The sequence below is a fragment of the Gilliamella bombi genome (assembly GCF_900103255.1).
In the GTDB taxonomy this organism is placed as follows: domain Bacteria; phylum Pseudomonadota; class Gammaproteobacteria; order Enterobacterales; family Orbaceae; genus Gilliamella; species Gilliamella bombi.
The window spans coordinates 1-14,589 of sequence record NZ_FMWS01000035.1 but is presented as its reverse complement, the minus strand read 5'-3'; the positions used below and the strand labels follow the sequence as shown (position 1 = coordinate 14,589).

Genomic DNA, 14,589 nt, shown 5'->3' with positions numbered 1-14,589 from the left:
TTAAACAAAAACTATTCCCTTATATTGCATTTATGTATAATTATTAAAATTGCTATAATAATTAAAAAATATGAAAAAAATTCAAATATTGTTAGTACTATTGTTATCTATTTCTTATAGTGCAATGGCTACAAATTATAAGACGCAATCAGATGATACTCAACTAAAGCTTAAAGCGTCAGATTCATTGCTCCCTTCTTTACGTTTGTCTGCAGAAAAAGGGAACTCAGAAGCTCAGTACTCATTAGGAAATATTTATAAACAAGGATTAGGTGTCGAGGTTAGTGATGTTCGAGCTTTTTTCTGGTATAAAAAAGCGGCTGAACAAGGGCTTGCCAAAGCACAAAATAATTTAGCATTTATGTACCAAAGTGGTTTAGGTACTAAACCTGATTTAAATGAAGCATTTAAATATTTTAAATTAGCGGCAGATCAAAATTATGCATTAGCTAAATATAATTTAGCTTTAATGTACAAAGAAGGGAATGGAGTAGAAAAAAACATACCGACTGCGATTGATTATTTTACACAGGCTGGTAATGAAGGTATTTATGACGCTTATCTAAATCTTGGTATTATGTATTTTTTTGGTGATGGTGTAAAAGAAGATCGCATGACGGCAGCTGATTGGTTTAGTAAAGCAGCTAAAGATAATATTCCAGAAGCGCAATATTATTTGGGATTAATGTCTGAAAATGGCGATGGTTTAACCCAAGATTATGTGGCAGCTAGCTATTTTTATACACAAGCGGCAGAGCATGGCCATGTATTAGCGATGTACAATTTAGCTATTATGTATGCAACAGGTACAGGAACTAAACCGGACAATACTCAAGCGGCATATTGGTTCACTAAAGCCGCTGAAGCTGGTAATGCTGATGCTCAATATAATATTGGTGTGATGTATGATGTAGGTGGAGGAGTGCCTAAAGACGAGGAAAAAGCCGTTGAATGGTATCTAAAAGCTGCAGAGCAGGGCAGTGTTGATGCTCAATATAATTTAGGTGTTAAATATCTAGAAGGCGAAGGCACGGATAGAGATCAAGATCGTGCTATTTATTGGTTTACTAAAGCTAGCGAGCAAGGAGATCAAGACGCTAAAGCTTATTTAGAACAATTATTACCAGAAAATTAAAAAAGGCATTAGCCTTTTTTAATTTATCCAGAGTTTCTCATACCCGCTGCGATTCCTGAGATGGTGATCATTAGCCCTTGTTCAACTATAATGTTTTCATTATTATTATCGTTGTTTTTTCGTGAGCGACTTAGTAACTCTACTTGTAATAAGTTTAATGGTTCAATGTAAGTATTACGTAATGCTACCGACTGGGCTATCCAAGGTAAATCAGCCATTAAACTAATATCATCAGTGATAGTTAATACTGTATTGATATCTTGGGTTAGCAAATTTCTTAATTCTTCACCTAATGGCCATAATGCAGGATCGACTAAACGTTGTTCGTAATATTGGTGAATATTTGGCGCAGATTTTGCGTAAACCATTTCAAGCATACCTAATCGGGCATTAAAGAAAGGCCAATTGTGGTACATCTCTTTAAGAATGTTTTGTCTGCCTTCTCCAATAACAGCTCTAAGTGCACTACCTGCACCGAGCCAAGATGGCACCATTAAACGGTTTTGTGTCCAAGCAAAAATCCAAGGAATAGCACGTAAACTTTCAATACCTCCACCTGTTCGGCGTTTTTGTGGTCTTGAGCCTAGTGGTAATCTGGCTAATTCAACCTCTGGTGTTACTGCTCTAAAATAATCAACAAATTCAGAACGTTCTCGTACATAACTACGATAACAATTACATGAAATTTCTGACATTTCGTCCATGATACTGCGCCATTCCTGTTTAGGTTCTGGAGGTGGTAATAAGTTGGCTTGTAAAATAGCTGAGGTATAAAGCATAAGACTACTGAGAGCAACCTCTGGCAGGCCGAGTTTAAAGCGGATCATTTCTCCTTGTTCAGTAACTCTAAGTCCTCCTTTTAATGATCCTGGTGGTTGCGAAAGTAGTGCGGCATGAGCTGGTGCGCCCCCTCGACCAATTGATCCTCCTCGTCCATGGAATAACACCAAATTAATATTATATTTTTCAAATAAGTTAACTAATTCCTCTTGTGACCGATATTGTGCCCAAGACGCGGCAAGAGTGCCAGCATCTTTAGCCGAATCAGAATAACCTATCATTACCATCTGTTTACCTTGAATTTTATTGTAATACCAAGGGATATCCAATAGTTTTTGCATGACTGATTTAGCATTATTTAAGTCTTCTAGAGTTTCAAATAACGGTACTATGGGAATGTGTTTTTGGCAGTCAACGATTTTTAATAATAGATAAACCGCTAAAATATCAGAAGGTGCTTTAGCCATTGAAATTACATAAGAAGCAATTGATTCTTCGCCTGCTTTTTTTATTACACGACAAGTGTCTAATACTTCTTGAACCATTTGATCTGGTTGCCAACTGTAAGGTAATAACGGTCGATTTGATTTTAACTCTGTTAATAAAAATGCTTGTTTTTCTTCTTCAGACCATTGAGCATAGCTACCTAAGTTAAGTTCTTTGGTTAATGCGTCGAGTGCTTCTGTATGTACTGAACTGTCTTGACGGATATCTAATCTGACTAATTGTAACCCAAAGCTTTTTATACGACGCAGTGTGTCTAACAATGGTCCATGAGCAATTGTTGACATTCCATTGTCAATTAACGATTCATAACATACATAAAGCGGATTCCACAACTGCTCATTTTTAATCAAAATATCGCAAGGCGCTAATATAGGTTCATTATTCAATAAAGCTTCAATATAGTTGTGAGTTTTGATTAAACGTGTTCGTAACTGCTTCATTACAGCTCGATATGGCTCTGAAACGTTTTTGTTTTTTTCATCTAACAGTTCAATGACCGAATTACTGCATTCCGTCATTGAAAGTTCACGAACAAGTATTTGAATATCTGCTAAAAATAACTCAATTGCCTTTAATCTGGCTTGTAACATGACTTTTTCTGTTATTTTTGCTGTGACATTTGGATTACCATCACGATCTCCCCCCATCCATGAGGTGAATTTAATAGGGACATGATCAACCGATAATTGTTCATCAAACGCATCAACTAATTGGTCATTAAGTTCACGTAAAAATAGAGGTACACCATTCCATAAGCTATCTTCAATGACTGAGAATCCCCATTTCGCTTCATCAATAGGAGTAGGGCGTTTTTTACGTATTTCATCAGTATACCAAGCCTGACAAACTAACTGCTTCAAACGTCGCATAATGCGCTCAATTTCGTAGTCAGCTAAATCATCATGATCCAGTTGTGATAGACAGTTATTTATGGCTGTATAAGTATTAATCATCGTTCGGCGATTGATTTCGGTCGGGTGTGCGGTCAATACTAATTCAATTGACAAATCATTAATTGCTTTTGTAATAGTTTGATTTGAAAAATTAAGGTTTTTTAGTGTGCTAAATAATTCGGTCATTTTTTTAGGACTACTAGAAGCTTCCCCATGGGGTGAAATACCATAATACTCAGCGGCTGTATTGACCAAATTCAAAAACTGATTGAATGCCCGTGCAACATGTAATAAATCGTCATCATTAAGGTTTTCAATTAATTTAAGTAACTCATTATGAGCTTGAGTATCTCCTTGTTGAGCTGATTTTGATAATTGTCTTATCATTTCAACTAAATTAAATGTTTCATTGCCAGTAGCACGTTTGATTGCATTGCCTAGTAGAGTACCTAACATATTGACATTACTTCTCATTGATGAGTATTGGTTATTCATGATTTTCTCGTCTTCGATTTTATTATGCCTAAGCCCCTTTAAGCTGTATGAATCAAAATGACAATTTAATGGGATAGGTATAATGTTGATTAATGTGCATAAGTTATACTTTATTACAATTTGATTTTGAATTTAAATAATAAAATTTTATGGTTTTTATTTGTTATAGTTGTTTTAATTATATCTATCATGAAAAATTAGACTTCGAATGTTTATTCGATATTAGAAATATTCATTAGAAAACTTATTTAACAGGATTATTTTTTATGAATACAGTGGTAAACTGTATCTTGATATCATTTGGGTATATACTAGCTATATTATGAATACACATTGGATTATTTAATGATTGCTGTTTTTTATATCGCGTCGATTATTGCTGTCGTTGCTAGTATAAAAGTAATTAGTAGTTTACGTGTTGATAAAGCAATTTTATATCTTGTTATTTCACTTTTTGCTTCAGCACTAATATTTATTCTACTTAATACATATTATTCAGCTATTTTATATATTTTACTGTTTATTGGTGGATCGGTAACTCTTTTTTTACTTGTCGCTTCAATTTTGAAAATTAAAGATGATAATGTTGAAAACCACAAGCAAGGAATTAGTCCTAAAATCTGGTTAGGTCCACTTGTCTTAGCATTTGTATTATTAGTCGCCCTAATTTATAGTGTAGTAAGTACTGACTATTCAGAACTGAAAGAGTCTCATGAATTAATGCATGAAATGTCTAAATATGCATACATTTTGATAGCTGAATTGGCACTGTTTTTACTATTGGGCGCAGTTGTGATTGCTTATCATTTTATGCATCGGCTTATGTTGGAGAAATAATATGATTCCACTCATACATAGTCTTATTCTTGCTTCTATTTTATTTGTGATTGGTTTGTTAGGAATAATGATTCGACGCCATTTCTATTTTTTATTACTTAGCCTTATTATTATGAATAATGGGGTTATAGTTGCGTTGTTTGCAGCAAGTAGCTATTGGCAACAATCTGATGGGCAAGTACTTGCTATATTAGCAGTAATAACTGCCTTAGCCGAAGTTTGTGTCGGTCTTGCATTGATGATAAAACTATTTTACCGTCGAAAAACATTTAATATTGACTCATTGAGTGAAATGAAAGGATGAATTTACTTTATTTAACTATTATTGTTCCCTTATTTTCTTTTTTAGTATTGGTGAGCTTGGGAAGACATATCAGATCAATTAATGTGATAATTATTGGTATTACTACTATGCTGATAATAGCATTAATTACTGTATTTTCTTGTATCGATTTTAGTTCAAATACAGTACCTGATATGACCTTAGTTTATACTCGACCACTGTGGAATTGGTTTTCGGTAGGTGACTTTTCAGTACCTATTTCCTTAACCTTGGATGGATTATCATTAACCTTTTTAGCGTTGATTTCATTTTTTGGTTTTTGGGTCTATCTTTTTGCAGCTTGTGATTTAACTTCAAAAAAAGATATTTACACCTTTTATGCTTACAGTAATTTATTAATTGCTAGCATATTAACTATAATATTGGTCAATAATTTGTTTGTTATGCTAATGGGTTGGGAAGGTTTGAGTATAAGTGCATACTTGCTCATTGGTATTTACTATAAACAGCCTCGTAATGGTTATGCTGCAGTTAGAGCATTTGTGATTATGCATTTAACTGATATTTTTCTAATTATTGGTATATTTTTACTGTATCAAACTCTAGAAACATTAAATATCCGTGACGTTTTGACGCAAGCACATGATAATTTGGCTGTTGATTCTGATATCATATTTTGGATTACTCTAATGCTATTCCTTGGGGCAATGGGCAAGTCGGCACTATTTCCTATGCATTCATGGTTTGCTGAAACAACATTAGCTCCAATGCCTGCGATGGCTTTATTGCAATCTTCAACAGTAATTTTAGCTGGTGTATATTTAGTTTTAAGACTTAGTGATTTGTTTATGATGTCGAGCGATGTTCTTGCTATTATAGCAATGATTTCATCATTGACTATATTATTTGCTAGCACCATTGCATTAGTGCAGTATGATATTAAACGAATTGTTACATATATTAATTTAACGCAAATTAGCTATTTATTTTATGCTTTTTCAACAAAAAGTTGGAGTTTATCTCTTAATTGCTTAATTAATTATGTCGTAACAAGCACATTGCTAATTTTAGCTTCATCTATTTTAATTAAGAAATGTCAAGGTGAACGAGATATCAGTAAACTAGGTGGTTTACTTAAAACGTTTCCGATGTTATATGCGATATTTTTGTTAATCATGCTATCACTTAGTGCTATGCCTTGGGTTTCATCATCATTTTATATTAAAGGCGATATCATATTGGGTTTAATGACTCAAGATAAATTGATATTAGGAACCATTGGTTTGTTTGGTATTTTACTTTCTAGTTTAGGTATTTGGCGCTTAATTTCAATGGTTTTTTATCGTAAACAAAAACAGTATGATTTTACTAAAACCAAGTGGTTAAGTTATTTACCAATTTTCATCTTATTAATATTTACTACAGCTTTATTTATCTACTTCCCATTACCAACTCAAGGTATTATTCCGATAGCTGAGTTAGATACTAATGGGCAGTTACCTTTTCAACTACTTCTAGTAGCTGTAACTGGATTGAGTTTTTTGATTGCTTATATTTTATATGCTCATCCAAATAGCGAAGTACAAGAAATTCTAAATACGCCAATGGTTAAATTCCTTTTACGTTTATGTAATAGTGATTGGCATTATGATTATTTATTGCATACTTTATTTGTTAAACCTTATGTCTATTTAGCCCGTTTTTTGAAAAAAGATCCACTAGCTTTTTGGGATAATTGGATAATGAGGGGAATCAAAAAAGTAAACGCGTTCACCGTTGATCTAGAAAATGGGCAAATTCGGTGGTATATGGTTTCGATGGTTATAGGTAGTATTTTCATATTAATGCTACTGATTTTTATTTAATAAAGGTGTAATCATTCATGTTATTATGGCTCGTTTTTTTACCTATAATAGGCGGATTTATTGGTTGGTTATGCCATGTATGTTTACAAAGAGGCGTTGTTTCAGCCAATGTACAAATGCGTTGGTCAAAATTACCAATAATTGTAGCTTTTATTACTATTTTTCTTACATTATTGATGTCGATATTATTATGGATAGATGCTATAAATATATTAAATCAAGGGGGAAATTGGGTAAAAGAATTTAATCTAGAATGGATCCCTCTATTAGGAATTCGTTTTCATCTTGTCTTAGATGGTTTATCTATGGTTGTTATTACCTCAACCTTATTTATTGTATTATTGACTATTATCTATTCTAGTAAAGAAAGCTTAAACAATCTTGGTCTATTTTACTTATGTCTATTATTTATGACATCGGCAATCATGATGTTATTTGTAATCACTGACTTATTTTTAATGTTTTTCTTTTGGGAAGCTGTAGCAATCCCCATCTATTTTTTAATCTCCTTATGGGGACGACGAGATTCAAGTTCGCAATTGCGTTTTAATGGTGCAAGTAAATTCCTGATTTATACTCAAGTGAGCAGTTTACTTATGCTAATTTCGATAGTTTCATTAGCTTTGATTAACTGGAATTTAACAGGACATTGGACGTTTGATTATCAAGAATTAACCAAAACGCCAATTTCAAGTTATACTGAATTTTTAATTATGCTAGGATTTTTAGCTGCTTTTATTGTTCGTATACCATTTGTTCCATTTCATGGTTGGTTTATTGAAGCCCATATTGAATCTTCAACAACTGGCTCAATGATGATTAGTGGATTATTACTTAACACAGCTGCATTTGGCTTATTGCGTTTTGTTATACCATTATTTCCTAATGCATCAATCATTATTATGCCGTTAATGTTAGCATTTGCACTACTTACGGTTGTTTATGCTGCTTTACTTGCTTTTAACCAAACTGATATTAAAAAGCTAATAGCTTATATTCATATTGCTTTAATGGGATTTGTAACTGCAATAATCTATAGTGGTTCTGTTCTTGCTTATCAAGGTGTGGTTATTCAAATGATAGCCATTAATTTGGCAATCGTCGGCATGTTTATAATTAGTGGATTATTAGTTGAATGTTATTCAACGCGAAATATAAATCAATTTGTTGGGCTTAAAGAAAGAGTGCCTTATTTATCTTCTTTTACTTTGTTTTTTATATTGGCAGTGTTAGGCATTCCTGGTACGGCTAATTTTATTGGGAATTATATGATGTTGCTTGGTAGTTATAATGCTTTTTCCTATTATACAATTTTACTAGTAATTGGTTTATTATTACTGTCCATTTCATTTATTGTACGTATACAGCCAATTTTTTATGGTGTAGTTGATAAAGGAGCTGCAACAAAATGCCAGCTTAGTAAGAAAGATCTTTTATTATTATCAAGTATTTTAAGTGTACTTATTTTTATCGGTTTATATCCTCAAGTAGTTTTAGATATGTCTTATTCTGTCGTAAATCAAACACAGCAATACATAACCATAGAGCGGGTAGGGGAGTAATAAACTATGATAGCTTTATCACCCATTCTTGTATTAAGTCTAGCCATCATCGTTTTTTTATCTTTACTATTTGCTTTTAAGCTAAGTACCAAAGGATGTGCTATTTTAACGGTATGCGGATTAACCTGTGCTTTAATTTGCTCTGTGATGGTTGGATATAAAATTTCTTTTAGTACTCAAGCTATTACAGATATCAGCAGTGATAATATGCAAATATCAGCATCGATTTCAGAGCCAGCTAAAGAACAAATCCGATCGAGTGAAGAAACTATTGCAATTGATACGGTGTCTACAGAAACGACCGAATCATCTAATGAAGATAAAACTTTAAATATTGATAGTAATACCGAAGATAATAGCATTGACAATAAAAATATCGATACTAATTCTAATTTTGGGGATAATTCGAATATTGATGATGAGTCAACAGACGAGTGGAAAGCACACCATATCACAGCTCTTTTTACTTGTGATGGCTATGGGCTACTTTACACCAGTTTGATTTTAATGATATCTATTTCAGTTGCATGTTTTGCTTATCGCTGGTTTAAACAAGAACAGAATCATCATGGATTATTTTATTTAATTTTACTTTTCATGGCATTAGGTGGTGTAACACTTGTTTACGCAAGCCATTTAATTGCATTTTTTATTGGGATCGAACTATTATCTATTCCATTTGTTGGATTAATTGGTTATCAATATACGCAGACCCATTCATTGGAAGCCGCAGTTAAATACATGATTTTATCTGCTATCGCCAGCGTGTTTTTATTAATGGGGATTGCTTTTTATTATGCAACTACTGGAGAACTTACTTTTAGTGGTTTAAGTTATCAACTCTCAACAATGTCTTATCCAAGTCTATTATTACTGATAGGTGTGTGCTTAATGCTAGTCGGCATCGGTTTTAAATTATCTCTTGTACCATTTCAACTTTGGTTACCAGATGTTTATCAAGGTGCACCAACAATAGTTGCCTTATTGTTATCAACAGTCGGAAAAGTTGCAATTTTTTGTGCTATCGCAAGACTTTTTTTATTGGCACCTATTGTTAACAATGAAACTATTCGTATTATTTTAGTTATTATGGCGTTTTGCTCTATTCTGTGGGGTAACTTATTGGCGCTAATGCAAAGTAGTTTAAAGCGACTATTAGCTTATTCATCGATAGCACATTTTGGATATTTATTAACGGCATTAATAGCTGTGCAATATCAAGTATTAGCATTAGAAACTATTGGTGTTTATCTAATTGGATATATTTTAGCTAATATCTGTATTTTAGGTGCGATCAGTTTAGATTCACACTCTGATGAACTTCAAGATCATGAAAACGAAATTGACCTATCAGGACTATTTTGGCGAAGGCCAATCCTAGCATTAGCCATGGGAGTTGGACTTTTATCTTTAGCGGGAACTCCCTTAACTGCGGGATTTGTTGGACGATTTTTACTGGTGTTATTAGGTGTAACCGCCGAATTATGGTGGTTAGTCGCTGCCGTTGTTATTGGCAGTGCATTAGGTCTTTACTTCTATGCTAGCTTAATTATAAACCTTTATATAAGACCTGTTTGTCGTGATGATCTAATATCAAGCAAATCTTCAATTAAATTAAAATGGACTGATATTAGAATAAGTGAATTAATCATTGTGTTATGTGCCTTATTGACGATGCTTTGTGGAATATACCCTAAATGGCTATTTAATTTAGTTAGTATGGCGCAATATTTGGCAACCTAATTAACATTTATCTGCCACATCGTTTTATTGGTGGAATTATATCAACCTAGGTAGTATTGAATGCTTTGTTTTTATACTAGAACGCATAGTTATCTGAAACTTTTTGACAAGAAATAGTTAATAATAGCTTAATTTATTATGTTATAATTCCGACCTTTAAAATTTATTTTAATCAAGAGGACCAATATGGACTTTTTAATCTCTAATGCTTATGCTACTGATGGGCAAGCCACTGAAAGCAATCCTTATTTTTTACTAATCATGTTAGTAGTTTTTGGGCTATTTTTCTACTTTATGATTATGCGACCTCAGCAAAAACGTGCCAAAGCTCATCGTGATCTAATGGCTTCTATTTCAAAAGGTGATGAAGTGTTAACTAATGGTGGACTTATTGGTCGTGTATCAAAAGTTAACGAAAATGGTTACATTGCGTTAGAATTAAATGATACGACTGAAGTTGTGATCAAACGTGACTTTATTACATCAGTCTTACCAAAAGGGACAATGAAATCACTATAATAGAAATAGTATTTATTCGCTATTATTGTTCATTGTATTAATTACCTAATACCACAAGAGAATATGTCGTGTTAAACCGTTATCCTTTGTGGAAGTACATTATGTTGGTCGTCGTAATTTGCCTCGGCCTTCTTTATGCACTTCCAAATATTTATGGTGAAGATCCTGCTATACAAATTTCAGGATCAGATACAGCTGAAATTAACGTTGCTACGCAAGATAAAATCAAAAAACTTTTAACTGATAATCATATCAAACCAAAATCACTGGTTTACGAAAATAAGTCCATTTTAATTCGTCTTGGTGATAACGATACGCAGCTTAAAGCAAAAGAAATTATATCCGAAGCATTAGGTGAGCAGTATATCGTTGCATTAAATTTAGCACCAGCAACCCCAACTTGGCTTACGGTGTTAGGTGCAGAACCAATGAAGCTGGGTCTTGATTTGCGTGGTGGTGTTCACTTTTTAATGGAAGTCGATATGACAACCGCATTAAGTAAACTCACTGAACAATCTATTGAAAACATAAAAACCGAATTTACTAATAGCAAATTAAATTATAAAACGATCAGTAAAGATAGTAATCAGCAAATTTTAATACAATTTGACAATACTGAAGATCGCAATAAAGCTATCACTAAGATCAACGGTATACAAGATTTCAAAGTTGTTTCTCAAAGTGTTAATGCTATTGTAATTAATGTCAGTGAGCAACGGTTACAACAAGCCAAAAGCGATGCTGTACAACAAAACACTACAATTTTACGAAATCGTGTTAATCAGTTAGGTGTTGCTGAACCAATTGTTCAACGCCAAGGTGCAGATCGTATAGTTGTTGAATTACCGGGTATACAAGACACAGCATTAGCTAAACGTATTTTAGGAGCAACAGCAACACTTGAATTTAGACAAGTTAATGAAGAAAATACCCCTAACTTGCCTGCCATCCTAAATGGTGACATGCGTGTTCCTTATGGCTCAGAAATTAAATATATGGAGAGCGGTCGCCCAGTACTACTTTATAAGCGTATTGTATTAACAGGGGATCATATAACTGATTCTTCATATCGTGCTAATCAATATGGTCAACCCGAAGTTGCTATTACTCTTGATGGCTCGGGGGGTAAAAGAATGTTTGATTTTACCCAAAAAAATCTTCATAAAGCGATGGCAACATTGTTTGTTGAATACAAAGACACAGGTAAACGTGATGAAAACGACAAACCAGTTCTTGAAAAACAAGAACGTGTTATTAATGTAGCAACAATTGATGGTATTTTTAGTGACCGTTTTCAAGTAAGGGGTATTGGTAATATTGATGAAGCTAAAAATTTATCATTATTATTACGTGCAGGGGCTTTAATTGCTCCGATCCAAATTATTGAAGAGCGCACTGTTGGACCATCAATGGGGCAAGAAAATATAACTCAAGGGTTAGAATCTTGCGCATGGGGTTTAGCGATTTCAGTCATCTTTATGTTAGTGATGTATCGTCTGTTTGGCGTATTTGCTAGCCTTGCGTTAGTTGCTAACTTAATTTTAATTGTTGGTGCAATGTCTTTACTTCCTGGGGCAACGCTAAGCATGCCAGGTATTGCGGGTATTGTGTTAACCGTTGGCATGGCTGTTGATGCCAACGTACTGATTAATGAAAGAATAAAAGAAGAACTTAGCAATGGACGCAGTGTTCAGCATGCAATTAATGAAGGGTATGCTGGTGCTTGGAGCAGTATTTTTGACGCCAACCTAACAACATTAATTACAGCTGTTATTCTTTATGCTGTTGGTACAGGCTCAATTAAAGGCTTTGCCATTACATTAGGCATCGGTATTGTAACATCAATGTTTACATCGATTGTTGGTACTCGCGCATTAGCCAATCTTATTTATGGCGGACGCCGTGTTAATAAGTTATCAATTTAGAGGTTTATTGTGGTTATTAATAAAAAAGAAAATCATGATGTTAGAGATTTAAATCATGGTCGCAGAGTCCTCGACTTTTTAAAATTTGGCTTTATTGCTTTTGTTATTTCAATGTTATTGGTAGTTGCATCGTTTGTGGTTATTTTTGTTAAAGGATTTAATCTAGGACAAGACTTCACTGGCGGTACGACAGTAGAACTCACAGTAACAAAAGTGGTTAACCTTGATGACCTTCGTAACAGTTTACGCGACGCTGGCTATCATGAGCCGATAGTACAATATTATGGTAGCAGTAAAGATATCATTATTCGATTACCTTCAGCTAAACAAGAAGATGGCAGTACGTCATCTGCTATTGATAATGCACTAGGTACAAAAATTTCCAATTTAATACATAAAGATATTGATGCCGATGCTCAAATCAAACGTATTGAATTTGTAGGACCAACAGTAGGCTCTGAACTTGCCCAAGATGGTATTTTGGCAATCTGCGCCGCATTAGTGTGTATTTTAATCTATATTGCCTTTCGTTTTGAATGGCGATTTGGTACTGGTGCCGTTGTTGCCTTAGCGCATGATGTTATCATCACCGCAGGTTATCTATCGTTATTTGAACGTGAATTAGATTTAACTATCATTGCTGCAATGTTATCGATAATTGGTTATTCGCTCAATGATACCATTGTAGTTTTCGACCGAATTCGTGAGAATTTTAGAAAGATTCGACGAGCAGAGCCTTATGATGTTATCAACATCTCGTTAACACAAACATTGCACCGTACTTTGATGACATCAGGAACAACCCTTGCAGTAGTCATCATTTTGTATATCTTTGGCGGTTCAATGTTAAAAGGTTTCTCTGAAACATTAGGCGTTGGTATTGTGCTTGGTACAATCTCATCAATTTATGTGGCTGCGTATATGTCACTCAAATTAGGCGTAAAACGTGAACACTTTATGCCACCAAAAATTGAAGCTGAAGGTGCAGATCAACCTTCAATATTGCGTTAATTATGTGAACTCTGCCATTAATTGGCAGAGTTTTAGTAGACTGTTTTTCAAACAAATAACATCAAATCAATTGACACTTATCTTTTAGTTGCATATTATTAGCCACAGTTTTATCCTTTTCATTTGGGGCTATAGCTCAGCTGGGAGAGCGCCTGCCTTGCACGCAGGAGGCCAGCGGTTCGATCCCGCTTAGCTCCACCAATTCAATAATCAGTAACATTCTTTTAAACCCTACAAAGTACACCAAACCCAGTAATAACAAGCCTTAAAGTCTATTTTGTTGCCCATTAAGTATCAGTAAGGTACATTTACAACCATAATTTTTAGGTATATGCTTAGGTATACAGACGCAATATGCTTATATATCGTATACCTAAAATAATTATGGCAAGGAAAACACATCCATTAACAGACACCCAAATAAAAGCAGCCAAACCAAGAGATAAAGATTACTCTTTATTTGATGGCGGTGGTATGTATCTCTTAGTTAAATCGAATAATTCTAAAATCTGGCGTTTTAAGTATACGCGTCCATATACCAAAAAGGGCGCATTAATTAGCTTCGGTAGTTATCCTGAGGTTTCACTACAGCAAGCGCGAAAACAACGAGATGAAGCGCGAGAATTAATAAAGCAAGGTGTAGATCCTCAAGAGCACAAAGCAGAACAAGAACAACGTAAACATGACGAAATTACTAGCACCTTTAAAAAGGTAGCCGCTGATTGGTTTAAAGTTAAAAGTGGTAAAGGACTAACTGAAAGCACCTTAAAAAGAACGTGGGAATCGTTAGAGTTACATTTATTTCCTTATATTGGTGATAAATCAATCTGGAATGGCAACACATTTTCAAACAAAAAAATTAAGGGGTAAGTGTTTTTTAAATTCAACGGGAGGCAAGTAGCCTAACGAAGAATGTAATCGTTTATGATTATACCAATAGGCATAAGCCGAAAAAGCGCGTTGTAACTCAGCCGTTGAGTTGAAACGTTGGCCTTTTACAAATTCCGTTTTAATTGTTTTAAATGTCGCTTCCG

Annotated in this window: 12 protein-coding genes and 1 tRNA gene; 11 read left to right on the top strand and 2 right to left on the bottom strand. The window is 34.0% G+C overall.

Translation table 11 applies throughout. The annotated features are described in order from the left end of the window. Positions 1–70: 70 nt before the first annotated feature. Complete coding sequence (locus tag B9N71_RS07160; protein ID WP_085165135.1) at positions 71–1,135, top strand: SEL1-like repeat protein; 1,065 nt, start codon at positions 71–73, stop codon at positions 1,133–1,135. A gap of 23 nt (positions 1,136–1,158) precedes the next feature. Here B9N71_RS07160 and ppc read toward each other — a convergent pair whose 3' ends face one another. After that, positions 1,159–3,810 carry a phosphoenolpyruvate carboxylase gene (gene ppc / locus B9N71_RS07155; protein WP_085165125.1) on the bottom strand — a complete coding sequence of 884 codons (2,652 nt, stop codon included), beginning with the start codon at positions 3,808–3,810 and terminating at the stop codon, positions 1,159–1,161. A 345-nt stretch (positions 3,811–4,155) separates the two neighbouring features. On the opposite strand from ppc, the gene B9N71_RS07150 reads away from it, so the two are divergent. From B9N71_RS07150 to B9N71_RS07105, 10 genes are all read left to right on the top strand, one after another. Further along, positions 4,156–4,647: an NADH-quinone oxidoreductase subunit J family protein gene (locus tag B9N71_RS07150; RefSeq protein ID WP_034912407.1), complete on the top strand. Its 492-nt coding sequence runs from the start codon at positions 4,156–4,158 to the stop codon at positions 4,645–4,647. 1 nt (position 4,648) lies between these two features. Continuing rightward, positions 4,649–4,951 carry an NADH-quinone oxidoreductase subunit NuoK gene (nuoK, locus tag B9N71_RS07145; RefSeq protein WP_034912410.1) on the top strand — a complete coding sequence of 101 codons (303 nt, stop codon included), beginning with the start codon at positions 4,649–4,651 and terminating at the stop codon, positions 4,949–4,951. Between the two features lie 107 nt (positions 4,952–5,058). Continuing rightward, a complete protein-coding gene (locus B9N71_RS07140) occupies positions 5,059–6,795 on the top strand; it encodes an NADH-quinone oxidoreductase subunit 5 family protein (RefSeq protein WP_167370074.1) in 1,737 nt (578 codons plus the stop codon). A gap of 17 nt (positions 6,796–6,812) precedes the next feature. After that, positions 6,813–8,357: a complex I subunit 4 family protein gene (locus B9N71_RS07135; protein ID WP_085165120.1), complete on the top strand. Its 1,545-nt coding sequence runs from the start codon at positions 6,813–6,815 to the stop codon at positions 8,355–8,357. Between the two features lie 6 nt (positions 8,358–8,363). Next, positions 8,364–10,100: an NADH-quinone oxidoreductase subunit N gene (locus B9N71_RS07130; protein ID WP_085165107.1), complete on the top strand. Its 1,737-nt coding sequence runs from the start codon at positions 8,364–8,366 to the stop codon at positions 10,098–10,100. Between the two features lie 186 nt (positions 10,101–10,286). Further along, positions 10,287–10,619 (top strand): preprotein translocase subunit YajC, encoded by a 333-nt coding sequence (yajC, locus tag B9N71_RS07125; RefSeq protein ID WP_085165105.1) that lies wholly within the window; start codon positions 10,287–10,289, stop codon positions 10,617–10,619. Between the two features lie 68 nt (positions 10,620–10,687). Next, positions 10,688–12,544: a protein translocase subunit SecD gene (gene secD / locus B9N71_RS07120; protein WP_085165103.1), complete on the top strand. Its 1,857-nt coding sequence runs from the start codon at positions 10,688–10,690 to the stop codon at positions 12,542–12,544. Between the two features lie 15 nt (positions 12,545–12,559). After that, positions 12,560–13,555 carry a protein translocase subunit SecF gene (gene secF / locus B9N71_RS07115; protein WP_065590368.1) on the top strand — a complete coding sequence of 332 codons (996 nt, stop codon included), beginning with the start codon at positions 12,560–12,562 and terminating at the stop codon, positions 13,553–13,555. 125 nt (positions 13,556–13,680) lie between these two features. Next, positions 13,681–13,756, top strand: a tRNA-Ala gene (locus B9N71_RS07110). A 153-nt stretch (positions 13,757–13,909) separates the two neighbouring features. Further along, positions 13,910–14,425: an integrase arm-type DNA-binding domain-containing protein gene (locus B9N71_RS07105; protein ID WP_085165102.1), complete on the top strand. Its 516-nt coding sequence runs from the start codon at positions 13,910–13,912 to the stop codon at positions 14,423–14,425. Here the strand turns inward: B9N71_RS07105 and B9N71_RS07100 are convergent. Further along, positions 14,402–14,589, bottom strand: a 188-nt coding sequence (locus B9N71_RS07100; protein WP_143421972.1) for an IS3 family transposase, incomplete at its 5' end; no start/stop codon positions are given. The two genes, B9N71_RS07105 and B9N71_RS07100, sit on opposite strands and share 24 nt — an antisense overlap.